Genomic DNA, 26,134 nt, shown 5'->3' with positions numbered 1-26,134 from the left:
AGCAGCATGTTACGAGTTGGAAGCACTTTACCAGAGGTCGATTTTAGCCTTTTAGTTGACGGAGAAATTACCAATCCTGGTACTAACGAGCTTTTTTCTGAAAAACGCGTGGTAGTGTTTGCCGTGCCGGGAGCGTTTACGCCAACCTGTTCACAATCTCACTTGCCAGGCTACATCGCATTAGCTGATAAAATAAAAGCTAAGGGCGTAGACAGCATTATTTGCCTTTCGGTAAACGACGCATTCGTTATGGATGCGTGGGGTAAAGCAAATAATGCGGAGCATATTACTATGCTTGCCGATGGAAATGCGTTTTTCACCAGCCAAGTAGGCCTAGATATGAATACAAGCAACTTTGGCGGCGTGCGTTCGTTGCGCTACTCGATGCTTGTTGAAGACGGTGAAGTGAAACAGCTTAACGTTGAAGATCCAGGCCGCTTTGAAGTGAGTGATGCAGAGTCGATGTTAAAAAGCTTATAACCACTGCAAACACTACTTATCCATTAAAAAACCCGCTTTTTAGCGGGTTTTTGTTTTCTAGCGTATTTGTAAGAAAGAGTTAATGTACCTGAGACTCATTTTTATTAATATAACGCCACTCTCGTAATCTATCGCACAAATAAGTGCGCTAACTTACGCAAAACGCGATGACTATCAGTGCTTTTTACCGCTTGGGCAACCAGTCTGCAACGATTATGTAGCTAGGCTGCAACAAGCCTTTAAGCAGTGCGCAAGGCGGGTAAGTCACTTTGAACCTGTGTTAAAACTGACCAGTATTGAATGAGTTCATGCTCTTAAGCATAGGTATACAACCGGTAGCCGAGGTGAGTTGCCTTTACTTAGTTAATGATAATAAGTATCATTTGCGCAGATGCCAACGTTATAGAACAATGTTTTAGGAACAAGTATGACAATAACATTGAAAAAAATGAGTGCTCTTTTGGCTGTATCAGTGATGTCACTATCTATGGTGATAGGACACGCGATGGCAAATGGAGCTATAGGCGACCATGTCAATAATCTGCACGCTCATATCGGTGAATACACTGAAGAAGTAGAGTGGTTGGAAAGCAAGTTTGGCGGTGTGGTAGATGCCTACGCTAACAAAGATAAAAGCCTTAAAACAGACGTCCTAATGGAATATTGGGAAGAAGTGGATTTTCACTCGGCAATTGAAACTCAGTATGTACCTATTTATGCCTCAATTTGGCAGGGTATTTACGGCGTAAAAGTAGCCATTGATGAAGGCAAACCTGTTGATGTAGTGCGTCACGAGCAAGAGAAATTGAACCACGCCTTGTGGCAAGCGCTGGGCGCAGTTAAACTTGCGTCGCAATATCAAAAGCGCGGTCTGGTTGGTGAAGTGCAAACCACTGAAGTTGAACCTACCACCGGTCCTGCTGTTATCGACGATATTAAAACTCGACTAGATCGCGTTGTCGCCAAATATGCAGAGCAGCTTAACGAAGTGGCTACCACATTAGTTCACGATACTTACCTTCAGCGCTTTGAAGGGGTAGAAGGCGACCTAATTGCAAAAGATGCTGCATTAGTTGAGTCGTTGGAAAAAGATTTTAACGTTACATTGCCGCAAGCTATCTCCCAAGATAAAGGCGTAGACGGTGTGCGTAGCGTGGTAGAAACCATGCAAAGCAAACTAGACAAAGCGCGAGTACTGCTTGTAGAAGCAGAAAAAGGCCGTAAAGACGTATTTTAAGGAACCTAGATGCAACGAAGAACATTCTTACAAGGTTTAGCTGCCGCAGGTGTATTGGGCAGTGTACCTTTCAGTTTAGCCCAAGCCGCATCTGTAGCCGGTAGCGTTTCTGTAGAATCGCTACCCAAGTTAGAGGGCGACCTAACGCTGTATTTAGGGCGTGGGGAAGGCGGGCTTTACGAGAATGTTCTCGATGCGATTAGAAAGCGCAATCCTAAGTTAAACCTTAAAATTCGCCGCGGTGGCTCTGCCGCGTTGGCGAACACCATTGTTGCTGAGACTAAAGCAGGCGTGAAGCGGGCTGACTTATTCTGGGCGGTAGATACGGGCTCTATTGGTATGGTTACCGATTCGGGCGCAGCAAAGCCCCTTCCTGCAAGCATTACCAACCAGTTAAAGCCCGGTTTTCAATATCCTAGCTGGTCTCCGGTAACGGGCAGAGTACGTACGCTACCGTACAACACCGAGCGCGTTAAGCCCGAACAAATTCCTGATAGCGTAATGGCATTAGCCGACAGCGATTTGAAAATTGGCTGGGCGCCTGCATACTCTTCATTTCAGTCGTTCGTTACGGCAATGCGCGTGCTAGAGGGCGAAAAAGCCACTCGTATGTGGTTAAAAGGCATTAACCGCAATGCTAAGAAATATGCTGGTGAGCTTGGTGTCGTCATGGGCGTAGAGCGTGGTGAAGTGGATATTGGCTTTGCCAATCATTATTACACCTTACGCTTAAAATCGGGCAAGCCTGACGCCAATGTGGCGTTAGCCTACACCAACAACGATGCGGGCTGTTTGGTCAACGCATCGGGTATTGTAGCCTTAAGCGATGGCGATCTGCCTGTTAATTTCATTCGTTATTTACTGACCCATGAAGTGCAAAGCTACCTTGCTCGAGAAGCTTATGAAATTCCATTGGTGCAAGATGTGGCTGCACCAGAAGGGCTGGCGAGTTTGACCTCGCTGTCTCCCCCTGAACTCGATCTCCGCAAACTTGCAGACTTGCGCCCAACCCTAAATATGATGAGGGATGTTGGCGTACTGTGACAAATTGGCCAAAGTCGTATCCACTGGCACTACTCATTGCGCTGATGGCTTTATTGCCCGTCGGCGTTTTGTTTTCTCTAGCTCAAGACAGTGCGCAATTATTCGATACTCATAATTTACGAGTACTAGGCAACACGGTTGCATTAATGGTGCTGACCATTATTGGCGCGGTGCTCATTGGTGTACCGCTGGCAATGTTTACCGCCTACGTGCAGTTGCCGTTTAAACGATTCTGGCTAATTGTACTAGCCGCTCCGCTGGCGTTACCAAGCTATATTGGCGCGTTTGCCATGTACTTCTCGTTTGGTCGCGGTGGCGAAATTGAAAACGTGCTGGGTATTACCACGCCGCCTATCAGCGGCTTGTGGGGCTCGGCGCTTGTCATGAGCCTGTATACCTACCCGTTTGTTATGATGACCACGCGTTCTAGCTTACTCAGTTTAGACGCCAGTTTAGTGAATGCGGCTCGTACGCTAGGGCTTTCATTAAGTGCAAGCCTTTGGCGTGTAGTGTTGCCTCGAGTAGTAAACAGCATTGCGGCAGGGGCTTTGTTGGCCGCGCTTTATGCGCTTTCCGATTTTGGCACCCCAGCCATAATGGGCCTCGATACCTTTACCCGCGTTATTTTCGTTGAGTACAATGCGTTTGGTTTAAGCCAAGCTGCCATGTTGAGCTTACAGCTTATGGTAATTGTGGGGCTTATCCTATTTATTGAGAGTCGCATTAGTGGCGCAACAGAGCGCCCTGGCCGACACCTGTCACTTTTCCCAGCGCGTTGGAAGTGTAATTTGATGCTGCTGTCTGCCATGCCTATTGTGTTTATGGCAATTGTTTTACCTCTCGCTATATTTACCCTTTGGCTGGTGCGTGAGGGAACCGGTGGCTTCGAACTAAGCTACGCATGGAACTCTGCCCACGCGTCTTTCCTCGCGGCTCTTGTGGCGGTGCTATTGGCTATTCCCGTTGCCCATGCTGCTATTGCAGGGAAAGCAGGCCGTTTGATGGAGCGCATTACCTACTTTGGCTTTGGTGTACCTGGCATCGTTATGGGTACCGCACTGGTTTATGTTGGCCTGCAGCTTCCTGCGCTATATCAAACCCTAGGGTTATTAGTCATGGCTTACGTACTGCGCTTTTTGCCATTGGCAGTAGGCAGTGTAAGAACCACCGCCGAAAATATCGATTCAGGCTTAGTGAAAGCGGCAAGAGTACTTGGCGCAAGCCCCAGAGAAGCCTTTACACGAATTACGCTACCGCTAACCCTTCGTGGTATGATTGCCGGTGCTGCATTAGTCTTTCTAGAAGCTATGCGAGAGCTCCCGGCTACCCTTATGCTTGGGCCGACGGGGTTTGAAACACTAGCTACTTATATGTGGCGTGTTTACGAAGCAGGCTATTTTGGCCGCGCCGCTGTGCCGGGCTTGCTGCTAGTTTTATTATCAGGCGTTGGGTTAGTCCTAATGCTATCGGGCGAACGAAAAGCCCAATTTACCGTTACCGAGGATGAACGTTCGTAATGCTAAGTGTCAGTAATTTGTCAGTGAATTATGGGTCTACCCGCGTTGTCGACAAGTTAAATTTAGAACTTGGGCAAGACGAAATACTCATGTTAGTAGGGCCTACAGGCTGCGGTAAAACCACTATTTTGCAGGCGCTAGCGGGCCTAATACCTTTATCTGAAGGTGAAATTCGCCTAGGTAAGTGGACAAGCACGCCGGCTAAGCATGTTCCGCCTGAAAAGCGCAATGTAGGCATGGTGTTTCAAGACTTTGCGCTGTTTCCTCACCTTACTGTGCAGCAAAACGTATGTTTCCGTTTAAAAGACACCTCCCTTGCCGATCATTGGCTAACGCTGTTGGGGCTAGACAATTTTCGCGACGTTAAACCTGCCAGCTTATCTGGCGGTCAAAAGCAGCGCGTTGCATTGGCGAGGACCCTGGCTCACGAGCCTGCCTTTGTTTTACTTGATGAGCCTTTATCAAACCTTGATGCTGCGCTAAAAGACAGCTTGCGTTGGGAAATACGCGACGCCCTTAAAAAAGCGGGCGTACCGGCTATTTGGGTGACTCACGATCAAGAAGAAGCGCTCAGTGTGGGTGACAGAATTGGCATTTTGAACAAAGGCGTTTTAGAGCAGTTAGACACGCCAGAGTCGTGCTACTCAACCCCGAACAGCCGCTTTGTAGCGCGCTTTATGGGTGAAGCGAGTTTCTTAAAAGCCAGTTTCGACAATAGCGCGAGCAACACCGATAACACAGTGATCACCGACATTGGTCGCGTGCCGGGTACGCCGCTTCAAAACGCAAACGGCTTGGTAGACCTACTGGTTCGCCCAGACGATTTAAGTTTAGACGCTACTCATGCCTCGCCCAACGGCACGGTAGACTGGGTGCGCTATGAAGGTGAAAGCCGACTTTATGCTGTTACCCACGATAACGGCAGTCAGCTTAAAGTACGCGTAAGTCACGAAAACGCGATTAAGCCAGGTGAGCGTGCGCATATGCAGCTTATTACTACCCACCCGTTAGCAGTATTCCCAAGAGACGAAGAACGCTAACCAAACCCTACAAAGGGATTTACCCCTTACGGTGTAAAGCCTGAAAAGCAAAGAGCTGTGAAGTAAAAAGCTTTGAAGGAAAAGAGTTGAAGTGGAAGGCTGTGAAAATTTGAAATGATAAGCTTGTAGTATTGCTTTTTATAAAGCTAACGCGTCTGGCAAAATACCAGTTTCTATCAGCTGCTTCATTTCTTTTTCTGGCATGGGCTTGGCGTAATAATAGCCTTGGGCGATATGACAGCCCATTGATAGCAGCAGGTCGGCATGTTGCTTTGTTTCAACACCCTCAGCTACAACATTGCATTCGAATGACTTTGCCAGGTCAACGGCAGCAGATACTATTGCGCGGTGTCCTTTATTGGATTCTAGGTCTGAAATAAAGGTTCTATCAATTTTGATCGTGTCTGCTTTTAGCGTATCTAGATAGGCTAAAGAACTCATGCCTGTGCCAAAGTCGTCAATCGCTATTTTAATTCCTAACCGGCGTATTTTCTCGAGCGCTTCTTGAATGTAGTTAATATTTAAGCTTGTCTCATTTTCAGTCAACTCGATATGAATAAAGTGCGCAGACAGTTGAGCTTGAGTAAGAGTCTGCTCTATAAACGCGATTAAACCGGGGTCTAATAGATTATAGGGAGAGAGGTTGATAGCAATTGGTACTCTTATTCCTTCTTTTTGCCACGATGCGGCACAGCATATTGCCTGCTTAACAATATAACGTCCGAAGTCTTGAACTTTACCACTGTGTTCGATGAGGTCGATAAAGGCATAGGGCATTAAAAGACCAAGGCTAGGGTGTTCCCATCGGCATAAGCCTTCTACGCTCACTATTTCACCTGTTCTCATGTCCACTTTAGGTTGAAAATGCAGCACGAGTTCATTATTAGCAAGAGCCTCGTTCAAACCTGCCTTTAGCATAACATCGCGTTCGTTACTTAACACAATGTGCTCGTCATACACCTCCCAACCGCTTCGCTGTTTTTTCGCCTTATACATGGCAGAGTCTGCGCAGGACAAGAGTGTTTCTGGGCTAGTGGTATGGGTAGGGTAGTGAGCAAAGCCCACACTTGCGCCAGTATTAATCTCCAATCCGTTGATAGGGATGGTGGTGTCGCAAATATTCTTTAATTCTTGCGCGAGTATTTTACCCTGCGCGATAGTTAAGTCGGGAGCCCAGATAATAAATTCGTCGCCTCCTAAACGCATAAGCTCGTTTGGCGGTTGCACAACGGTTAATATTCGTTGTGACAAGGCCATGAGTAATTTATCCCCCGTACTGTGACCGAAAGAGTCGTTGACCTCTTTAAACTTATCTAGGTCAACACCGAATAAGCAGCCTTGTTGGGTATTATCTTCTTTCTTTTCAACGATAGAGCGTAGTATTTCAGTGAGATAAAGCCTATTTGGAAGTCCCGTCAGCGAATCATGGGTGGCAAGCTCTTCAAGTTTATCGTTTACTTCTTCCGCACGCTTGGCAATGATGGAAGACAATGTGAGCGCCAACCACACGGCTATCCAAAATACAATGACAGACGTTATCAAAAGGCGCTTTGCAACAAGGCGCAATGTTACATCTAGCAGTGTTGTTTCTTTTAAATAAGTTATGGTGTCTTCACCAAATGACATTCGAAGCCAGATAAAGCACCTATCATTCAGCATAATAATGGCATCGTCGTCGTCATTGCGAGAGGCCGTTATATCAAGTAATTGCTTACTCACCGAACTATCGATTCGAAAAGCGCTGGAGATACTATTTTGTGTCGACTTTACGTGTATAAATGATGCGACGTCTGTATTTACAATTTGAGATAAAACCTCTCGATCAGGAAGTGGAGAGCGTTGTTTATCAGAAAGGGGGATATTTGCTATAAATGATATAATCTGGCTCATTGCTCGACGCTCAGATTCTATATTTACATCGGCGGCCAATCGGTATGAAACAGTAACGTATATACCTGAAACCAATAGGGATACGGCAAGGCAGGCCAAAATTAAACGTGGTCTTATCGATGCCTGACGTGTAAGTTTTGGCTTGGTGAACATTCGTGTTTTATCCCGGAAGCTTTATCTATCAGCTATCTTTAGTGCTTATGCCTGCGAGCTGATAAACCGGGCACCAGCCGAATACGAGAGATATAAGATTTAATCCACCAAAAATGCCGAGTAACACTTCAATAAACACGTCATTGATAATGTCGCCATTAAATAAGGCGAAGGCAGTTACGCCAATTCCAATGAATCCACGAACTGACCGATCGAGCTTGTTGAGGTTCACTTTGAACATAGATATCTATCCTGGTGCCAATACAAAAGTGTAACGAAATAAGCCTAGTCTTGACAGTATACTTAAGACTTGTATTAAACAAGTCTGACTTCATTGTTGAGAGCTCTCTGCATAAGGTATTTGCAAATCAAATTAAATTTTTGAAAAGCGAGTGGTTACCGTTGAGCGTGTGAGGTTATTACGTATAATTCCGGCTCGTTTCAGGTATGCACGCCTACCTCAGAAATTTTTAAAACCGGTAAATTGAATAACAGGGTGAAAAATAGTGATTAAACGCGATGTGATCGTTCTTGGTGCGGGTGCTGCTGGACTTTTTTGTGCCGCGCACGCTGGTGCACGAGGGCGTAGCGTAGAGGTACTTGATCACGCCAAGAAAGTAGGCCGAAAAATACTTATGTCTGGCGGTGGGCGCTGTAATTTTACTAATATGTACGCAGGGCCAGAGAACTTTTTGTCTCAAAATCCACACTTTTGTAAGTCGGCTTTAAGCCGGTATACGCAATGGGACTTTATTTCACTCGTTGCTGAGTACGGCATTGCTTACCATGAAAAAACGTTAGGGCAGTTGTTTTGTGACGATAGCGCTAAAGATATCGTTGATTTACTGCTTAAAGAGTGTGAAAAAGCCAAAGTGACGATAACCACACGCTGCGAGATATTGTCGATAGAGAAGCGCGAAAGTAAGTACATACTATCCACTTCAAATGGTGACTACGAATGCGAATCTCTTGTGGTCGCTACTGGCGGCTTAAGTATGCCGAAACTCGGAGCAACGCCTTTTGGCTATAAAATTGCTGAGCAATTTGGGCTAGATGTGCTGCCAACGAGAGCGGCCCTGGTACCATTTACTTTGCATGACAAAGATAAAGAAACCCTTGCCGATTTAAGTGGTGTAGCGGTAGATGTTTACGCAAGCTGCAACGACACCACCTTTAAAGAGGCCATGTTGTTTACTCATCGAGGGTTAAGTGGCCCTTCTATGCTGCAAATTTCCAGCTACTGGGAAGCCGGCGATACATTAAGTATCAATACGACTCCCGATAATGACCCTCACGAGCTGATAAATAACGCCAGAGCACAAACGCCTGACGCACTGCTTGCTACCTGCTTAAATAAAATTTTTCCCAAACGCGTATCGCAAAGTTTTATTGAGCTAAATGAATGGCGCAACGTGCCGGTGAAGCAACTGTCTCACGGGGAATGCGAGAGTATCGCAAACACGTTAGAAAACTGGCATATCAAGCCAAACGGCACAGAGGGCTACCGCACAGCCGAGGTCACTATTGGCGGCGTGAATACCAATGAACTGTCGTCTAAAACTATGATGGCTAACAATGTGGAAGGGCTGTACTTTATAGGCGAAGTGGTTGATGTAACAGGCTGGTTAGGGGGCTATAACTTCCAATGGGCGTGGAGCAGCGGCTGGGCAGCCGGGCAGGCGGTGTAGTTTGTTTTGTTGGTGTTTTGCGACAATAAAGTGTGCAACCAGCTGCCCGTATAAACTGAATCTTACTCAGACACAAACTCATCTTTTTCCTTCGAAGAAGGCAGTAAAATAATGATAAAGATGAGCACTGCCGTGATGATTAAAAAGTACTTCTCCAGCGATCGGTAGGTTTCCATTGCTTCAGCGGCATTTTTACTGATTGCTAGCTTGTTCTTTCCTTCGGCTAGCTGAATATCAGATAGTTTATCTAAATCACTATTTAACGCCTTGAGGTCTAGTAGCAGTGTTGCGATGGCTGCGGTGTCAACTGGCGGCTCTTCAGCAAATGAGACTCCTTTTTCTAAAGCCGCAAGCTCATGAAAACTAGTTTCAAAATGATTTAGCGTGAAAGCTTCAATGTCAGTTAAATAGGTTTTCTTAAACGCATTAATAATGGCGAAGGCTTGCTTGTTAACCTTTTCATTTTCACTCGTGAAAAAAGTATAGTTTTGTGAAGCGAGTGCGACTTCCTTCTCATGCAAGAAACCAGCGAGTTCATAAATCATTCCGTTAACCACAAGGCGATCTTCGTAAATCTCCTCAATAGAATCTTTCACATTATTAAAGCTATTTAGGTTGGTCTCGCCCATGGCATATACCAATGCAAGCGACGTAAGAAAAACAACGGTACATAGCCCTTTACTTGCCCAGCTCATGATCCCTCCTTTCACGCTATATTACAGGCACGCTGAACACCTTTGATACTTCGTTAGCCGTTTACGGGTCTGTAAGTTTTATGTTTACTATTTGTAAAATGATAGGTGGAGCGGCGCAGAGATACAAGGTTGCTAATCGCAATGTTGTCGCTGTTATAGGAGATGCGCCTAACGTGTAGGCGCAAAGACAAGGAAAATGCAGTATATCGAATTAACGTGGAACAGACTTAACAGGTTGATAGCCCTCTATGTCTAGCTCTTCATTGATACAGCTAAGCAAATAATCGTCAAGTGATAAGCCGTCTGTGCCTTCATCTTCGGCAAGTTCTGCACAATACGCTTTATACTCAAGAACAAGTTCCTTGCTCGCAACTGGTCTTTCGTCAGCAAACGTAGTTGCAGAAAAAACTAACCCTGCCACTAACCAAATATATTTCATGTTATCTCCAAATAAGTTCATTCAGTGAACGGGTTAAGCTTAAAATTAATTGGCCAAAATACGAGCAAAATAATATGACCGTTAAGGACAAATTATTTCGTTCAAATACTGCTGTTCATCCATTGATATAGCATCAAAAAAGTCTATATTCCGCGCGATGAACTTTATGCGTTACGCAGTATGCGAATGCACTTTTTTTGGAACTAAAAAATGATAACGACATTAATTGTTGTCGACTCACTAAACGATGTTAGTCAATTGGCTATTCGCAATTGCGAAGTAGTTGATTTTGAACAGTACCTTTCACAATTTCCCAAGCGTGGGGAAGGCAAAATGCGCGTTATCAATTTGTGCGCAACCGACCGTTATTTAAGTAAGGGTTATTATTGTTCTTTGCTAGCTGAAGCGCGCACGCACAAAGTACTGCCAAGCGTGAATACCATCAATAATTTGATTATTGAAAGTGAAGAGCAGTCGCTTCAAATGAAAACCGTTACGCTGCCAAAATCGTTGAGCGATGAATCCACTGATGGCAGTCGCTGTGATGTGTTTTTTGGTACCACTAAAGCAGCATCGATGAGCGCAATCGCCAAGTTTGCCTTCGAACGTTTTCCAGCGCCCTTTTTGCGTGTGTCGGTAAGTAAACAATCAAGCGCTACGGTAATGACGGTAGGTTTTGGTGACTGGTGCACCGCTAACGTTGAAGATAAATCAACGTTAGCCAATGCGCTTCAAAGCTACGTAGAAAAAACCTGGCATCGAGGAAGTAAGCAAAAGCTTGCCCGTTGGGACATGGCGATTTTATGTAATGAAAACGAAGCGACACCGCCTAGCGACGCTAAAGCGATTAAACATTTTATTAAAGCGGCGAAGCTCGTGGGTATTAACGCCGAAGTGGTAAATGCAGCGCAGGCCGCAGCAAATATTACGCATTACGATGCGCTTTTCATTCGTGAAACTACGGCCATTAACCACCCAACCTACCACATTGCTCGTAAAGCCGAGCAGGAAGGGTTAGTGGTAATAGACGACGCGACCAGTATTTTGAAATGTTGTAATAAGGTGTATTTGCACGATGCGTTTAGCTATCACAAGGTGCCCTCGCCACGCAGTCACTTTGTGTCTGATAACACGGAATCAACGTGCCAAATGCTAGCGGATGAGTTTGGTTTTCCGATGGTACTGAAACTGCCAGAGAGCTCATTTTCAATGGGCGTATTTAAAGTAAAGGATAATGACGAGCTGAAAGGTAAGCTTGAAGCCATGCTAAACGAATCTGCACTGGTGTTAGTTCAAGAATATATCTTTACCGAATTTGATTGGCGCATTGGCGTATTAAATGGCCGGCCTATTTACGCGTGTCGATATCATATGGCTCGGGGGCACTGGCAAATATATAACCATGACGCAAAAACCAATACGTCAGGTGGGTTTGAAACACTGCCAACCTTTGAAGTGCCAAAGCCTGTGTTAGATGCAGCGATAAAAGCATGCTCAATGATTGGTAAAAGCCTGTATGGCGTTGATATTAAGCAGGCCAACGGCAAAGTGTATGTCATTGAGGTAAACGACAACCCCAGCATCGAGGCTAAGGTTGAAGACCTGTACTTAGGTAAAGAGCTTTATATGATCATTATGCAGGAGTTTGTGAACAGGTTGGAAGCCCGTGGACGCTAGCTTAAAAAGCCAGGCACAACACTGCCCATCTGTGGTTAGTTTTCGACTGGCAAAGACAGGCGATTTAGATGCCCTAGAGCACATAGAGCAGCGCTGTTTTGAAAGCGACAGACTTTCGCGCAGGCGTATGCGCTATTGGATAAAGGCTGACCATGGCATTTTACTGCTAGCTGAAAGCGGCAGCAGTATTGTGGGTTACGGCCTTGTTATTTTGCGTAAGGGCAGTCGTTCTGCTCGCCTGTATTCTCTAGCGGTACTTGCTGAAGCTCGGGGGCAGCGTATAGCGCCATCGCTTTTGCAAAAGCTTGAAGCGTTAGCGGCCGAGAAACAAAAGTTGTTTATTCGTTTAGAAGTTGCCGAAGATAACAAAGCGGCAATTAAAATGTATAAGCAGTTAGGCTATCGCAAGTTTGGTATTTATCGGCAGTACTATGCAACAGGTGCCGATGCGCTGCGCTTTCAAAAGCCCATACAGTATGCAAGCGCTATTGGCCCTCAACAACACTACCCGTGGTATAAGCAAACTACGGCGTTTACGTGTGGGCCTAGTGCCTTAATGATGGCGATGAAGCACGTGCAAGAAGATACGCGGTTTGATCAAACCACTGAAATTGCGATTTGGCGACAAGCTACCACTATTTTTATGACCTCAGGCCATGGTGGTTGCCATCCGTTGGGTTTAGCGTTAGCTGGACACCAGCGAGGGTTCGACGTTGAGGTATATTCCACACAAATAAATGATTTGTTTGTAGATGGCGTGCGCAGTGAACACAAAAAATCGATTATGCGCATTGTAGAGCAGGATTTTATTGAACGCGCTTTAAAGGCCAACATCGAGGTGCATAAAACAGACATTCAGCTGGCCGAAATTGAAGCGGCACTAAGCAAAGGTTACGGCGTTATTTGCTTAATTAGCACGTATCAGTTTCACGGGATAAAAGCGCCTCATTGGGTAGTAATAACGCATGCGGATGAACGTTGCTTGTATTTACACGACCCCGATGGAAGCGAAGGGTTTTATGATGAGGCTGGCGTGAGGCTAGATAGTACGAATCACAATAGTGGCATTGGCTTAAACGGCGCAGCTGTGAATGACGCAGATACAGCAGACAGCGAAGACATTGATTTAGATTATCAGCACCTGCCTATTCTAAAGCAAGACTTTGCATCATTGTCGGTGTTTGGCAAAACAAAGCTACGAACGTGCTTGGTGATTAAGCCTCGAGAAATTGCTTCAACACAATAGTAGAAATAAAGCCGTATTCAGCATCACTGGTACCTTTTAAAATACGAAGCAAACTAAAATAGAAAGTAGTTCTAACAAAAAAGCCCAGCAGACGCTGGGCTTTGTATTTATAGGTTTATTTCTTATGCGTTAGCACGTCGACGGGATAGCGCAAGCCCCGCGAGAGCAAGTGCTGCAAGTAGACCTGTGCTTGGCGCAGGAACTTGTGCAACCGAAAAGCTAGCATTTTGAGTTGGCACTATTGTTGGTGGTGAGAACGGATCAGAAGGGGCAGAGATTGTGCTTACCCCCATTGTTAATACCGAATCACCAATAGCATTAGCAATAAAGTTAACGGTAAATAACCCAATAGTATTTCGACCTAGCTGGCTTGCTTCAATAAAGTTAATTGAACTGGACATTACTCCAACACTACTTCCAGATTCAGTTGGGGTGAAAAATGGTTCTGCTGGGAATGGACTTAGAGCTAGATCTGGTCCATAGGGCGAGAGTGACATGGTGCTTCCAGTCATAAGCTCGAGTATGGCAGCATCAAAGGTAAACATTGTCGTATAAGCGCTAAAAAGCGTTTGCTCAGAATTAGCGTTAAACAAGTCAGAAATACTGACCGTTGCAGTTACCGTATCGCCCACGTTATAAACTGCTTTGTCAGTGGTTACGCTAATAATTGCAGCGTTTGCGTTAAAGGTTGCCATGGCAACAAGTAGTAATAATAGTTTTTTCATCGTAATACTTCCTAAAAATTAAATTGCACAACCAGCGCGAGTACACATTGCCATTAGCGCTTGAAGGTCGAAAAAGTTGACGGTGCCGTCGTTGTTGAAGTCATAGCTGCTATCAAGGGGTTGACCCGACAAGAAGGCTTGGTAAAACGCCATAATGTCGTTGTAATCCACATAGTTGTCGCCGTCTAAATCACCCACTGTCACTTCTTCTGGGAAGTTAAGCACCACTACCACAGGGTCGTGATCTGACGAGCGATATGCATCCGGCGCATAGTAGCTTGAAAGCTGCGTATCTGATTTAAACTCAACGTTGTAATCGAATACCCGAGGTTCATCGGCATTGATATGCCATACGGTAGCATCTACCACAAACTCGGTTAGCGAGGCGCTTGATAAGGCATGGTCTAAATACCCAATCTCACCACCAAAGCTGTATGAGTAAGCGCCGTCACCATCAAACTGGTTTACTAAGTTGCTGTAGCCTGCAGACTCAATGGCAAGAATAGGCTCTTCTTTTGCGTATGCGTTTAAATCACCCATTACGAGTACACGAGGCGAAAGAACATCGTTATTTTGCTCAACAAGAGATAGTAAGGCTTGAGCCGCGTCGGTACGAAGTGCATTCCAGCACCCTTGGCCATCGCCACTGTCGGCATTGTCGCCCGTTGCGCTTCCACAGCTTCCTTTAGACTTAAAGTGATTTACCGCTAAGGTGAAGTCTTCTCCATTGCCATTTACCGTAAAGCTTTGTAGCAGAGGCTGACGATTACCAAAGTCGAATGGCGCTTCAGAAGAGGTTACTGGGCTGCCACTTGGTGTGACTACTGAAGGTTTGTAGATAATACCAACCGCAATAGCATCGCCACCTAGTTGAGACCCAGAGGCAATATAGCTATACGCGTCATTGCCAAGTTCTGCATTAATGCTGGCCACCAATGAAGCAATAGCTGATTCGCTGCTGTCGCCGTCATTTTCAATTTCAACTAACCCAAGCACATCGGCGTTCATGCTTAAGATAGCAGACACGATTTTTGCTTGCTGACGGAGTAACTCAGCTTCAGAGTCTGCACCACGAGGAGTAGGAAAATCAGGACCGTTAAAGTAGTTAAGTACATTAAAGCTGGCTACTTTTACATCACCTACGGCGTTGAGTATTGGACTGGGTAGTCTTGGGCTCGTTCTTACGGTTTGCAGGTCGCTTACCGGTATTAAGTAATACGAACCAAATCCATAGTGAACTACACCTTCTAAGTTTTCTACGCTATCGCCCAAACGCAATGGGTTAGTATGCGAGAGGCCACCTACGGGGAAAGGAATATCATCGCGGTTCTGTGAATTTGCACCATCATCTACAATCAGTGAGTTGCGCGCGTTTTGCTCGGCAAGGTCAATTGCTGCTTGCGAGCCTGCAACAAACTGGTTGGTAGGGATCATGAGTCTTTCAGATGCCACGTTGAATTGTCCGAAACGCCCCAAGTTATAGTTGTCCGTTACTTTTAGCGTTTGTTCGAAACTAATCTGCATACCTTCGAGCGCTTCTAAATCAAATTCAGCTGTAAAGGGCATGGACACTGTAGTGTATGAAACACTGTCACCTGTACCTATCACTTCTACGTTCTCGGTTAATGCAAGCTCGGTTAAGCCATTAAACTCGACAACATCAGCACGCAACCGCACCGCATCGCCTGCCGTTGGCATTTCAGTAAAGGTTGTTGAGTAAGCAAAAACCCCTTCTGATGTGGCATTATTACCGTCTGAATCGCTGGCTTCCTCTTGAACAAAGAACCCATTCATTTCAGGCACTACTTTAGTGACGACCGCTTCAACTAATACCGTTGAGCCTAATAGAGGTGATGAGTCGCCTTCTCCCTGTATGGCGCTAATAAGCGTTACTTCAGTAGTAGGGTCAGTTGGGTCCACAGGGTCGGTTGGATCTGTGGGGTCTACTGGGTCAGTTGGATCTGTGGGCTCGCTAATATCGCCATTATGAGCACCGAAATACTCAAGTGTGTCTTTGGCGAAAATATCCCATTCAACACTTGCGTCAAAGTTAGCATTGCGATTTGGGTTGCCAGCAGTGACGGTTGCTTTTCTAACCAGTGTTTTGTCTTTACCCCAATTTGTTTTAACGCCAAAGGTACCTACTGCATCAATCACGCTTCCTTGATAAGTAAGCTCTATATAGTCATCACCGTTAAAGTTAATAACAAAGCTGTTTGAAGTTGTGCCTTCACCAACCATTGCTGGGTCTGCACTATTGTGAACATACGTGGCTACGTCACCAGACGCTATAACGCCTTCTAACGGAAGCTCTTTGCCATCACTATCGGCAGTGGCGCCGTTTGAGTAAAGGCGAAGGGCATAGCCAGTCAAATCTACAGACTCTGACGAACTATTGAAAAGCTCGATACCCTTATTGAAACCACCACCTTCTATATATTCTGAAATGTAGACACTGTTAGTAGACACGTCACCCGCATCGCCGCCGGTACCATCATCTGAGCCGCCGCCGGTACCATCATCAGAGCCGCCACCTGTATCGCCGCCAGTCTCTCCATCAGAGCCGCCGCTGCCATCACAGCTTTCGTTAAAAATAAGAGACGCAAGTTCGGGCTTATCAATAAACGGATTACGGTTACCTTGGAATTCATAAACACGATTGTTACGCGTGCGCTCAAATTCATCAACTGGGTCGCTTTCGTGCCACTGTAGCAGTACGCAAAGTTTGCCAAGTGCTGCTTCATCTGTAGTGGTTAAGCGGTCTAGTAATACTAAGTCGGCTTCAGCATCGCTGCTGCTTGAACCATCGTAGCGTACGTCCATATACATTAATGAGCGAGCTACATCGCCTTTAACTGCGTTGCGTGGTTCAAACGAATCGCTGTCTACACGGTTTGCTGGAGCTTCAGACAGTTCGCTATCACTGAAGTCAAAATCAAGATTGCCCCGAGAGCTATTTACTGAAATGTCTGTAGGGCGCAAGTGTAAAATATCGCTATATGCCGTAAGGCTTGAGCTAGAGAAACCATGGCTTTTCGCCCATACATGTTCTCTATTCCAGTTGTTTTGGTTAGTACTTTGTGAGCCGCTGCCGTTGGTAAATTTAGACTGTGACGTCCCTTTGTAAAAAAGAATAACGTTGTCTGTATTTGCGGGGTCTTCATCGGTATAAGTAAGTGCAGTCCACACTTCCGAATAAGACAGCTTGCGATGACCGTTTGAAATGATGTCTTGTGTAGTCGCTTTTAACGATTCAGCGCTTTCTTGATTCGATAATGCCGTATTGAGAGAGGCGTAGTAGGTAGAATCAACAAAATCATCAGCTAGGTTAATAGCCTGAAGATCAGGGCAGTTAAAGCAGGTTTCAGACAGTATTCTAAGCTCAGTAGTTGTGGAGTCATCGTCACCACCACCTGTATCGCCACCATCGTTATCAGTATTGGATGAAGTTACCGTTACGCTATCCAGGTTTAAATATTCGCTGCCTGCATTGTTTGCCATTGCAACGCGAATAACTAGGCTTGAACCTTGAGGAATAGATGCCGTCACAGTTGCTGTGCCAAAGTCGTCTTTAACCGTATTTCCATCACTATTGGCTAGAGTGACTAATTCAAAGCTTTGTCCATCTACTGAGTAAAATACGTCGATATAGTCGGCACTTTCAAGCGTACCGCTTTGGGAAAGCAGAACGTCTAAGCTAACGCTTTCCTGACTACTAATATCAATAGTCTCAGATTCCCATACTACTTCACCGTCTACGTCTCTGGCTTGAAGGGCATTCGCCGTCACTTTAAACCAGTCGCTTGTGGCGGTTAATCCAGCATTTGATACATCGATGTTCCAACGAGTCACGCCTTCCATATCAATTGTGACAGAGCTCTCGTTCACGCCTACCGCACCTTTATTTTGAAGTGCGCTTGCTTCAAAATTTTCTTGCCAAATCGTGTCGGCCATAACGTTAAAAGATAATGCGCTACCTAGTAGTGCGTTTATCATCATTGCTGACTTCATTAACGTTGGCTTTTTACTTCCACTCTGCTTCACCATCTTGTTGCCCCGGCATTTTTTATAAGAAGGTATAAATTCGTATACATAGGTATTAGCAGCAAGTACTTAAGCAAAATAATAATAAAAACGTCACATATGTTATTTTTCAGTAACTTATGGCTTTTAAATAAGTTTATTTAATGAATAACTTACCTGTACCCCTGTTCAGGTAAAGCTAAACTGTAACATTAGGCATGTTTTTGGGATTTACGGGAGTGTCGATAAAAATCACACGTACCAAAGGGGGGTATTGAAAGCAACTTTGTGCAAGGTGATAGTTGAAAGTTAATAAAGGGAAAGGGGATGGCTAGCCTTGCGTTAACATTTCTGCGTCGTGCAAGGCGCAATAACAATAGCGGTGCTAAAAAGCAAGACGGTTTGTCATGGTTAGTCGTTTAAAAACCAATTAATAAAACATTGTCGTCGATGGCGTACCTGCTAATGAATAACCGATGAGGTACTCTGCTTGCATGGCTTGACGTTGTTGTCATGGCTTAAGTCGACCGTGGCGGCATCCTCAACTAAAGCAGTCATTGCATCGATAATATCGAGAAAACGCCCAAGTTGAGCTGGAGACAGGTCTTTAGAAAGGTGTTCAATTTTATTGATGAGTTGCTTAGTGGGTAAACGCATAGTCAAATTCTCGTCGTTTTAGCTCAGGTTTAAGTTAACTAAGCATAGACTTACAATTTGCTTGCCAAGTTTTTGTTTCTAAAACGCGATGCCAAAGGCGAGGCCCGCCACAATGGCATCGTCGTGATCGTGATGGTAGTCATAATGAAGTTGTGGTGAAAGCGTAAAACCCGATAACTCAAACTCGTAAAGCAAACCCACACGCGCCACAGGAATTTCCTCGCCGTCAAAAAACTCTACACCGGGGCCGACTTGGGCAATAAAGTTATTGGTAATATGTAAATCGGCAACCGCTAAATAGGTGAACGCCTCTATATCTCCAAAGGCATATTCTGCGACTAGCCCTATTCCTAAAAAGTCATTAACGCGATATTCATAATCAACGCCTAGCGTGAATGCGTCACCGTGTTCATCGGTATTCGTTGTTGCTACTAAAAGCGACAAGTGGTGGGGAGACTGTTGCCAATGGTGATGCTCTTCATTTGCTGAGCTTGCAAATGCCAGGTTAGAGAATATCAAAGAAACAAACACAAAAAATTTAAAATCTAGACACATATTTGCGCACTCTTTACTAGTTACTAATAAACAATAGTTAAAAGTTTTCAGCTTTGCCTTATCAGTAGGGGGTTTTTTATCACTGTAGGTTGGAATGACCATCGCAGTTTGGCGTGCGCGCTAAAAAATTTACGACGTCGAGGAAAAAGAAAGGGGCCATTTTGCCCCTTTCTTTTTTTGTTACTTCTTTTACAAGCTTACGTGTTTTTGACTACCCAAGCCTGGACCATAAACAATAGCATTAAGCAGTAACCTGTTGGTACCTAATGCAGCGCCACGGAAGTTAGGTTGGCCTGAAAACAAAATAATTTGCCCTTTACCACTGCGTTCGCGAGTTAAGTAAGCCGTATTCGCAATACGCTGCTGAGCTTCTGGCCACAGTAAGCCACTCATGCGAACGTTAAGCGCTTTATCTTGTGGCAGTGTGAACCAGCGATCGGCGTTTTTCTTACTCTCACTATCCTCTTTTTTCTTGTTAGGACTTGGGCTAAATACGCCCGCTCTAACCACAGCTTCGCTATTATCTGCCGACATAAGTAGCGGTTGATTGCTGTAAAGTAATGGCAATACTTCAGGGGTGCCGGCTGTTAGCCAATGCTGTTGGTCGGTTCTGCCGGCTACCATAGCGCCACTTGGCATAAAATGGCTTAACCATTTATCGCGGCGGGTTAGCTCTTCCTCTTTAAGCGGTTTAGGTAAATCGTCCCATGGAAAGGCAAAGTCTGCATTTAAGGTATGAGACATTGCTGCCTTGGTATCTACCTTGTTTAAACTCGCCATATATTCACGGTTTAAAGAAATATCGTAATCGAGCGCCTTCTCAAAGCTATTCTCAATGATTTTCACATTGGCTATGCCATCTTTACCCGCTAACGCTGCCGCACTTCTGCCGTGAGCGATAAGCGTTCCGCCGTTGTTAACCCATTCATCTAAAAGCGCCTGCTTAGATTTATCTAGTGCTCCATAGCTGGTGGGAAGAACAATGACATTGTAACGACGCAAGTCAGTACGATTTAAAGAGTTAACGTCTATTTGGCTGTGGCGAATGCCCAAATTAGCATCGATGCTGTACCAAGTTGCGCCCACATCATAGCTAGACATATTGCCGTGGCTTAAAATAGCCACCTGGGGCCGAGTAAGAAGATCAAAATGCTTGCCTCCCCACTCAGGTAACTCGCCCTCGCCAAAGCCGCTTGTTGTGGCGGTTACCGACACCATAAGCTCATCGGCGGTTTGCTTTAATAGGCTTGCAAGGTTTTCTGTATTGGGGTTATCGGTGACAGTTACCGCAATAGAGCCTCGATTGAAAACCGTGTTTTCAAACTCTGATTCGCGGTCTATATAACGAACGTGGATGCCGCGTTCCATCAACCTTGCAGCAAAGGCGACAGATCTATCGTCTGCACCGTCTACCATCCATGCAATAGCATTATCAAGTAATGTATGCGTGTGGGTACTTGGCTTATACAGGCTCATATTACTAGTAAGGTGCTCTGGCACAGTGACACTTTCTAGACCGTACATCATGGTTAAATTCCATGCAGTGGTGTCATACATTAGCGATGAACCGTCACGCAAGGTTTTCTGGCGCTCTTCCAGTAATACGGCGTTGTTGACACCTGCGTCAAACTCCATGATGGCAGCAATTAACGGCGCCTCGGCTTGACGATTAGGCACAACAATACTGCCTTTGGGAATAACAATATCTTCTTTTACGTCGCCTAAATGCGTGGTGGCCTCGTTAACTTCCATATCTTTATCGGTAATATACACCTTGATATCTTGAGCCAACAAACGGCTTACCAATGCGTCGGTTCTGCCAATGTTGTCATTCGCCATGATCACGTAGGTGCGGTTGGCAAACTTCCCTTTAGAGGCAAGGTTGTTCTTACGGCCCTGCCAGTAATCTTGGTACATGGCTTTACTGTTTTTATCCAACGTCTTGAGGTTGGCAAGGGTGGATATAAACTGATGATGCACCGATTCGATGTAGGTTTGCACGGTGCCTTCAGGTCGACGCACGCCGTCTTCAGCCATACGAGATTGCTCGTAAAGAATGTGCATGGTGCCGCGATATTCAGAGTAGTTTGAATAGCCTGGGTACCAGTTTTCAAACCATTCGCCGGTGTAGTAGCGCCAGCCTTTCTCATCAAAAGCGGCAGACTGATCACGGGCAAAGGTTTTTGCCCATTTTTGCAAATTAGGGTCGATGTTTTGATTTAATGGTTGGCGCGGTGGGCCCATCAGATAGGTGTCTTGGCTTCCCATTTCATGACCATCAATCATGAGCTGGGGCCGCCAGTCGTTGATCATTTCAACGCGACCGACGGTTTCAGGCTGCGTTAGATAAAAGAAATCTCGGTTTAAATCAAAAAAGTAGTGATTTGTTCTGCCGTAAGGCCAGTCACCACGGTGCAACAACGACTGGTCGTCAACATTGGGTGCCGTGCCGCGATACTGCTCTAGTGATTTGGCAAATCGAGCGCGGCCGTCAGGGTTCATCATAGGGTCAATAACAACCACCATGTCATCAAGCAGCGCTTCTACGTCTTTGTCTTCGCTGGCAATCAGATGATAGATAGCGGTTAATGCTGCATCTGCGCCTGATGTTTCATTGCCGTGAATAGAGTATGCCATCCAGGCAACGGCGGGCAGTGAATCGATGATGTTGCTGGCTTGGCTATCGCTGGTATTTAACGGGTTAGCAAGCTTATCGATATTACTTTTAATAGTATCAAGCTCACTGAGTAACGCCGGTGTTGATATAAACGCGGCAATCAGTGGGCGACCTTCATGGGTGCGCGCATACTCGACTACATGCAACCTATCGCTTTGCTCAGCCCAATGCATCACAGCACTGTGTATTTGCGCTGGGTCGGCAACACGAGAGCCAATGGGAAAGCCGAGCAAGGTATCGGGATGGGTTATTTGCTGATTATAAGTGCCAGAAAGTAACTCGCCAGAATACGCTAAATCTGGGTCGTTAATTGGTTTCATTAATATTGCTGAGTAAGCGGGCATAACGGCCAGCCCTAGCAATAGCGTGAACCACTTTGTGATGGATTGCATGAGTGTTCCCTTATCGTTTTTGATCTTATTGTTTATGGCGACTTCTCGCTAACATGTCTTATTAGAAATTTTCGAGATAGCTTTTCTCTTCTTTGATGCTCTTATACTGTAGCGTGTAAATTGAACAGTCAATGAGGCTGCGATGAACGCAGGGGTTATCACGATTTAGTTGTTCTGTGAATCAAGAATTTGTTGAGGGTTCAGTGTCGAGAGATGAGTGCAGCGGTGGTAACCAAAAAAAAAGGCGTAATCCCTGAAGTTAAGTGACCCCGAGGCTTCGCCTTTCATTGCGGTAGGTTTTACGCACTTTCTGTAGAGTGAAGAAAATTACTGTAAGTGTCTAGAATTGATGGCTTTTCCCAATGCAAGAAGTGGCCAGTATCCGGTACGAGTTTATACACGCAATTGGGAATTTTAGTCACGGCCGCACGAATACCTTCGTGGTCTAAAATGGTGTCATGCTCACCGCAAATAACGAGGGTTTTTGCTTCAATTTCACGTAAGTTAATTAGCTTGCTAATGTCTCGACTGGTTTTTACAAACTCACAGTGCTCGTAGAAATTGAGCAATTCTTTCTCATTCATATTTGAGAATTGGCTGATCATTTGTTGCTTCTGCGATTCAGGAATATATTGACCAAAACACTCAATCATCAAAGGTGCAATGTTTTCAACATCACCGGTTTTAAATGCCGATTGTCCGCGGTGAATAAGCTCTAAAATAGTGTCGTTGGTAGAGACACCAAAGCTTCCCAATATCATTTTTTCAATTTTAGTTGGATATTTTGCTGCAATGTATGCCGCTAATATAGTGCCCCATGACGCTGCGGCAAGTACCACTTTGTCAGTTTTCGCGGTGTCTTCAATAACATCAAGCAGTACTTGTTGCTGCTCTTCAAAAGTCACTTGTGGAGCGCCTGAAAGTATTTCTGCGCGACCGGTGCCGGGCAGATCAAATACAACGACAGAGAAAGAGGGTACAAAGCGCTTAACAAAACTTCGCCATACTGCCATGGTTTGTTTTGCACCGCTAATGCATACAATAGTATTTGGCTTGTCTCCATAAATGCGGTAGGGAACAAGGAATCTATTACAACGTATACTGCCTTTTACAACCTTCACTCAATCGCCTCATTATACTTATTGCAGTTGATTTGCTATCAATGCTTTATTATCTACTATTGGCTCTTGACCAAACCATATTGACCACAGGGCTCTTGTAAGCTCGCTGTTATCTGTTTCAACGATTTTTCGCTCATTGAAATATACTATAAGTTTACCCACATTCACACGCGATAATACTAACCGCGAATTTTCAGTAATATCGTTATCAAAACCATCTGATAATCGCATTATTTCGGTCTTGATGTTACTCAAGTCGACATCAGGGTTATTGCGCTCTATGCCGTCCATTAACGCCTCTTCAACTTGTTCGCGAGAGACATCTCGCAGAAATTCTATCTCTACTCGCTGTGAAAACTGCCCAGAAGCAATCAGTTTGATGAGTTCATCAGGATTATCGGGAGTCTCTAGAGGCCAAGCCATAAAGTGGCTAATTTTATACACACTAAAGAAAAAGCGTTTTCTCACCGTTGCGCCACTAAACGCTAATGGCTCAGTCGGCTCAGCATACTGAGTCGAAGAGACGGTTTCAGCGTGAGCCACAGCACTTTCGTTAACACTTGCGGCTATCGTAGCCCATGAGGCAGTGCTCAAAGCAGCCCAAATTAAGGCTAAAACGCCGTTACGACATATCCATTTCATAGCTAGCCTATTCTAATAATTAACTTCTGAATCCAGTGCGAGAGTACGTGGTTCAGTCACGTTTAAAAAGCATATTAACAAATAATTAATGTGAGTGAGAGAGCGGGGTAGTGTTTTCCGTTTTAACAGGGCTTCTAATACCGCAAAGAGAACGTAACGCGCACGTTGCGAGGCTCTACGGGGTGATAATGCAAATCTTCAATGCCTTCTTCAGGTTCGCCAGGTAGCCGTGATGCATAGAAATAGTCAATATCGTGATCGTCGCTATCCAATGCGTTTAACACTTCAAGGGTGACGTCCCACGTTGGCTGGCGGTAGGCGACTTGGGCATTGAGTAAAAACGTTGCTGGCGGAGAAACTTCATCAAAGCTTTCTACCGTTCGCGAGCTTAAGTAGCGAGCGCGAAGTGTATAGCTCATTCCCAATTGGTCGCTATTTTGATAGTAGGTCGCCCCTGCGCTAACCACGCCGGGAACAGTGCCATCAATATGACGTCCTTCGCCCTCAACCCTATCGCTGAAGCGGGCATTGGTATAGGCCGCTTCAATATCGGTGGTAAGGTGGTGGCTTATCCAGTAGTACGCGCTTATCTCAATACCGTGGCGCTCTGATGGACGGCTTGGCTCGGTAAAGCCTGCATCACCTACATACAGCAACTCGCTGTCTAGCTCTAATCGCCATAATGCGGCAGATACGTTGAAGGTTCTTCCGTCTGTATAGTTAATACCTGTCTCATAACCTAACGATTTGACCAATAATGGTGATGCCGGTATTGGCTCTGAACTTACAGGGTCGATGGTAATGGTTGCACCGCGGGCGTCATTAGAATGAAAGCCTTGACCAATGTTAGCAAACGCTGTGATGTCGTCGGTAACGGCGTATTTTAGCGCTGCTTTTAGCGTGAATAGGCCATCACTTTCTTCACCGCTATTTGCCGCAAGGTCGCTTGTAACATCCACATCTAAGTAATCGTAACGACCACCGAGAGATAGGCTAAGAGCGTCTGAAAGCAGTATGTTTGACTGTGCAAATAAGGAATAGCTACTGCTTTTTATGGCGTCTTCTCTAATCGTGCCTACACGTTGCAAATTCTGTGTGCGATAAAGGCCTACATTCTCAATATCGTCGAAGCGCCATTGAGCGCCCATGGTAATGGTACTGCCATCGGTTACCGCCAGTGGTACCGTGGTAAATATTTCACCACCATAAATTTGCCGATCGTCTGCTTGTTCGAACTGGTCTCCCGTTTCTGGGTTATCTAAGAAATAGGTAAAGTTAGAAAAAAGCGTCAAATCAGTATCAATGGCATAAAACGAGGCGTTAATGCCATCGCTGGTATAGTTTGCCGACAGTGAATAGCGTGAAGACTCTCCACCAACGTCGGTGTCAATAGAGCCAAGGCGGTCGATTAGGCCGCTCTCGATAGCGCGGGCAGGTACTTGGTCGGCCCCGTTCCAGCTGTTGTCGTATGCCATTCCCGTTACCGTTAACTCACCGTCGAACAAGGGCGTAATATAGCGAATGTTGGCATTCTTTTTTCGCACATCTTCGTTGATATCAGTCCATGGTCCATCGTATGTCTGGTACTCAAACGCGGCAATAGCCTTACCTTCGCCAATGTCGGCGTGGTTTAGTGTTGCAAGTCGCTGATAGCCGTATTTACCAAGGGTAAAAAATAGACGATTGTCGTCAAGAGAATCTTTTAAATTGAAAAATGCACCACCGGCACTAGAGAAGTCGCCAATATTGGCATAGTAGGTGCCTTTAAAGTAACTCAAGTTATCCACCATTTCGGGGATCACAAAGTTAAGGTCGCTGTAGCCTTGCCCATGACCATGGCTACGCATATTGATAGGCATGCCGTCAACGCTAACAGTAAAGTCGGTGCCGTGGTCTAAGTTAAAACCTCGCAAAAAATACTGATTCGCTTTGCCCGAGCCGCTATGCTGAGTCACCATCATGCCAGGTATGAATTCAAGCATTTCGCCCGTGCGCAACATGGGGCGCTCAAGTAACGTATCGCCTGAAACCCAGCCTTGGGATGCAGACACAAATTCGCCACTTTTCTGAGACATATCACCGTTCACGCGTATGTGTTCGATATCGCCTTCTGCTGGATCATCGAGTGCAAAGGCGAGTGCAAAAGAGGGGGGCGCGTATAGTATTGATGCAACGCTTAGAGATAGCGCTGAAATTGCATAACCTGAGGCCATGATTATCCTTAAAGCAAAAACAA

The 26,134-nt window shown here is 45.4% G+C and carries 20 protein-coding genes; 8 read left to right on the top strand and 12 right to left on the bottom strand.

Annotation, left to right across the window (positions count from 1 at the left end):
* The first annotated feature begins 6 nt into the window (after positions 1-6).
* The 5 genes from O9X84_RS05215 (at position 7) to O9X84_RS05195 (ending at position 5,318) form a co-directional block, all read left to right on the top strand.
* Complete coding sequence (locus O9X84_RS05215) at positions 7-480, top strand: peroxiredoxin (protein ID WP_269518562.1); 474 nt, start codon at positions 7-9, stop codon at positions 478-480.
* 427 nt (positions 481-907) lie between these two features.
* Positions 908-1,717, top strand: coding sequence for a hypothetical protein (locus tag O9X84_RS05210; RefSeq protein ID WP_269518561.1), 810 nt, complete (start codon positions 908-910; stop codon positions 1,715-1,717).
* A gap of 9 nt (positions 1,718-1,726) precedes the next feature.
* The gene (locus O9X84_RS05205; RefSeq protein WP_269518560.1) at positions 1,727-2,761 is read left to right on the top strand and encodes an extracellular solute-binding protein; all 1,035 of its coding nucleotides are present in this window, start codon (positions 1,727-1,729) and stop codon (positions 2,759-2,761) included.
* Positions 2,758-4,278: an ABC transporter permease gene (locus O9X84_RS05200; RefSeq protein WP_269518559.1), complete on the top strand. Its 1,521-nt coding sequence runs from the start codon at positions 2,758-2,760 to the stop codon at positions 4,276-4,278. The genes O9X84_RS05205 and O9X84_RS05200 overlap by 4 nt, the downstream gene beginning before the upstream one ends.
* On the top strand, positions 4,278-5,318 hold the full coding sequence (locus tag O9X84_RS05195) for an ABC transporter ATP-binding protein (RefSeq protein WP_269518557.1): 1,041 nt from the start codon (positions 4,278-4,280) through the stop codon (positions 5,316-5,318). Before O9X84_RS05200 ends, O9X84_RS05195 begins: the two co-directional genes overlap by 1 nt.
* Before the next feature lie 138 nt (positions 5,319-5,456).
* Here the strand turns inward: O9X84_RS05195 and O9X84_RS05190 are convergent, their stop codons facing one another.
* Both O9X84_RS05190 and O9X84_RS05185 read right to left on the bottom strand, forming a co-directional pair.
* A complete protein-coding gene (locus O9X84_RS05190) occupies positions 5,457-7,361 on the bottom strand; it encodes a putative bifunctional diguanylate cyclase/phosphodiesterase (RefSeq protein ID WP_269518556.1) in 1,905 nt (634 codons plus the stop codon).
* Between the two features lie 28 nt (positions 7,362-7,389).
* Positions 7,390-7,602: a YgaP family membrane protein gene (locus O9X84_RS05185; RefSeq protein ID WP_269518555.1), complete on the bottom strand. Its 213-nt coding sequence runs from the start codon at positions 7,600-7,602 to the stop codon at positions 7,390-7,392.
* 265 nt (positions 7,603-7,867) lie between these two features.
* Here O9X84_RS05185 and O9X84_RS05180 point away from each other — a divergent pair, with 265 nt between their 5' ends.
* Positions 7,868-9,049: an NAD(P)/FAD-dependent oxidoreductase gene (locus O9X84_RS05180; RefSeq protein WP_269518554.1), complete on the top strand. Its 1,182-nt coding sequence runs from the start codon at positions 7,868-7,870 to the stop codon at positions 9,047-9,049.
* Between the two features lie 62 nt (positions 9,050-9,111).
* Here O9X84_RS05180 and O9X84_RS05175 read toward each other — a convergent pair whose 3' ends face one another.
* Together O9X84_RS05175 and O9X84_RS05170 are read right to left on the bottom strand one after the other, a co-directional pair.
* On the bottom strand, positions 9,112-9,744 hold the full coding sequence (locus O9X84_RS05175; protein ID WP_269518553.1) for an MCP four helix bundle domain-containing protein: 633 nt from the start codon (positions 9,742-9,744) through the stop codon (positions 9,112-9,114).
* Positions 9,745-9,955: 211 nt separating this feature from the next.
* A complete protein-coding gene (locus O9X84_RS05170) occupies positions 9,956-10,183 on the bottom strand; it encodes a hypothetical protein (RefSeq protein WP_269518552.1) in 228 nt (75 codons plus the stop codon).
* Positions 10,184-10,393: 210 nt separating this feature from the next.
* On the opposite strand from O9X84_RS05170, the gene O9X84_RS05165 reads away from it, so the two are divergent.
* Together O9X84_RS05165 and O9X84_RS05160 are read left to right on the top strand one after the other, a co-directional pair.
* Positions 10,394-11,860 (top strand): RimK family protein, encoded by a 1,467-nt coding sequence (locus O9X84_RS05165; protein WP_269518551.1) that lies wholly within the window; start codon positions 10,394-10,396, stop codon positions 11,858-11,860.
* The gene (locus O9X84_RS05160; protein ID WP_269518550.1) at positions 11,850-13,106 is read left to right on the top strand and encodes a peptidase C39 family protein; all 1,257 of its coding nucleotides are present in this window, start codon (positions 11,850-11,852) and stop codon (positions 13,104-13,106) included. The genes O9X84_RS05165 and O9X84_RS05160 overlap by 11 nt, the downstream gene beginning before the upstream one ends.
* Before the next feature lie 122 nt (positions 13,107-13,228).
* Here the strand turns inward: O9X84_RS05160 and O9X84_RS05155 are convergent, their stop codons facing one another.
* The 8 genes from O9X84_RS05155 to O9X84_RS05120 all read right to left on the bottom strand — a co-directional run bounded on the left by O9X84_RS05155 (position 13,229) and on the right by O9X84_RS05120 (position 26,111).
* On the bottom strand, positions 13,229-13,831 hold the full coding sequence (locus O9X84_RS05155) for a PEP-CTERM sorting domain-containing protein (protein WP_269518549.1): 603 nt from the start codon (positions 13,829-13,831) through the stop codon (positions 13,229-13,231).
* Positions 13,832-13,849: 18 nt separating this feature from the next.
* Positions 13,850-17,878: an ExeM/NucH family extracellular endonuclease gene (locus O9X84_RS05150; RefSeq protein WP_269518548.1), complete on the bottom strand. Its 4,029-nt coding sequence runs from the start codon at positions 17,876-17,878 to the stop codon at positions 13,850-13,852.
* Positions 17,879-18,316: 438 nt separating this feature from the next.
* Positions 18,317-18,511, bottom strand: coding sequence for a hypothetical protein (locus tag O9X84_RS05145; RefSeq protein ID WP_269518547.1), 195 nt, complete (start codon positions 18,509-18,511; stop codon positions 18,317-18,319).
* A 78-nt stretch (positions 18,512-18,589) separates the two neighbouring features.
* Complete coding sequence (locus tag O9X84_RS05140) at positions 18,590-19,066, bottom strand: hypothetical protein (RefSeq protein ID WP_269518546.1); 477 nt, start codon at positions 19,064-19,066, stop codon at positions 18,590-18,592.
* A gap of 189 nt (positions 19,067-19,255) precedes the next feature.
* Positions 19,256-22,135 (bottom strand): M14 family metallopeptidase, encoded by a 2,880-nt coding sequence (locus O9X84_RS05135; protein WP_269518545.1) that lies wholly within the window; start codon positions 22,133-22,135, stop codon positions 19,256-19,258.
* 299 nt (positions 22,136-22,434) lie between these two features.
* Entirely contained in the window at positions 22,435-23,256 is an 822-nt protein-coding gene (locus O9X84_RS05130; protein ID WP_269518544.1) for an alpha/beta fold hydrolase, read from the bottom strand.
* An 18-nt stretch (positions 23,257-23,274) separates the two neighbouring features.
* Positions 23,275-23,898 carry a chalcone isomerase family protein gene (locus O9X84_RS05125; RefSeq protein WP_269518543.1) on the bottom strand — a complete coding sequence of 208 codons (624 nt, stop codon included), beginning with the start codon at positions 23,896-23,898 and terminating at the stop codon, positions 23,275-23,277.
* 134 nt (positions 23,899-24,032) lie between these two features.
* Positions 24,033-26,111 carry a TonB-dependent receptor gene (locus O9X84_RS05120; RefSeq protein ID WP_269518542.1) on the bottom strand — a complete coding sequence of 693 codons (2,079 nt, stop codon included), beginning with the start codon at positions 26,109-26,111 and terminating at the stop codon, positions 24,033-24,035.
* Between the last annotated feature and the right edge of the window lie 23 nt (positions 26,112-26,134).

The sequence above is a fragment of the Alteromonas sp. BMJM2 genome (assembly GCF_027257845.1).
In the GTDB taxonomy this organism is placed as follows: Bacteria; Pseudomonadota; Gammaproteobacteria; order Enterobacterales; family Alteromonadaceae; genus Alteromonas.
This window is presented reverse-complemented; position numbering and strand designations above follow the sequence as displayed.

Excerpts from the sequence above, each read along its gene's own strand:
- O9X84_RS05215 (WP_269518562.1), top strand. The coding sequence starts at position 7 with ATGTTACGAGTTGGAAGCACTTTACCAGAGGTCGATTTTAGCCTTTTA.
- O9X84_RS05210 (WP_269518561.1), top strand. The coding sequence starts at position 908 with ATGACAATAACATTGAAAAAAATGAGTGCTCTTTTGGCTGTATCAGTG.
- O9X84_RS05205 (WP_269518560.1), top strand. The coding sequence starts at position 1,727 with ATGCAACGAAGAACATTCTTACAAGGTTTAGCTGCCGCAGGTGTATTG.
- O9X84_RS05195 (WP_269518557.1), top strand. The coding sequence starts at position 4,278 with ATGCTAAGTGTCAGTAATTTGTCAGTGAATTATGGGTCTACCCGCGTT.
- O9X84_RS05190 (WP_269518556.1), bottom strand. The coding sequence starts at position 7,361 with ATGTTCACCAAGCCAAAACTTACACGTCAGGCATCGATAAGACCACGT.
- O9X84_RS05185 (WP_269518555.1), bottom strand. The coding sequence starts at position 7,602 with ATGTTCAAAGTGAACCTCAACAAGCTCGATCGGTCAGTTCGTGGATTC.
- O9X84_RS05175 (WP_269518553.1), bottom strand. The coding sequence starts at position 9,744 with ATGAGCTGGGCAAGTAAAGGGCTATGTACCGTTGTTTTTCTTACGTCG.
- O9X84_RS05170 (WP_269518552.1), bottom strand. The coding sequence starts at position 10,183 with ATGAAATATATTTGGTTAGTGGCAGGGTTAGTTTTTTCTGCAACTACG.
- O9X84_RS05165 (WP_269518551.1), top strand. The coding sequence starts at position 10,394 with ATGATAACGACATTAATTGTTGTCGACTCACTAAACGATGTTAGTCAA.
- O9X84_RS05155 (WP_269518549.1), bottom strand. The coding sequence starts at position 13,831 with ATGAAAAAACTATTATTACTACTTGTTGCCATGGCAACCTTTAACGCA.
- O9X84_RS05150 (WP_269518548.1), bottom strand. The coding sequence starts at position 17,878 with ATGGTGAAGCAGAGTGGAAGTAAAAAGCCAACGTTAATGAAGTCAGCA.
- O9X84_RS05145 (WP_269518547.1), bottom strand. The coding sequence starts at position 18,511 with ATGCGTTTACCCACTAAGCAACTCATCAATAAAATTGAACACCTTTCT.
- O9X84_RS05140 (WP_269518546.1), bottom strand. The coding sequence starts at position 19,066 with ATGTGTCTAGATTTTAAATTTTTTGTGTTTGTTTCTTTGATATTCTCT.
- O9X84_RS05135 (WP_269518545.1), bottom strand. The coding sequence starts at position 22,135 with ATGCAATCCATCACAAAGTGGTTCACGCTATTGCTAGGGCTGGCCGTT.
- O9X84_RS05125 (WP_269518543.1), bottom strand. The coding sequence starts at position 23,898 with ATGAAATGGATATGTCGTAACGGCGTTTTAGCCTTAATTTGGGCTGCT.
- O9X84_RS05120 (WP_269518542.1), bottom strand. The coding sequence starts at position 26,111 with ATGGCCTCAGGTTATGCAATTTCAGCGCTATCTCTAAGCGTTGCATCA.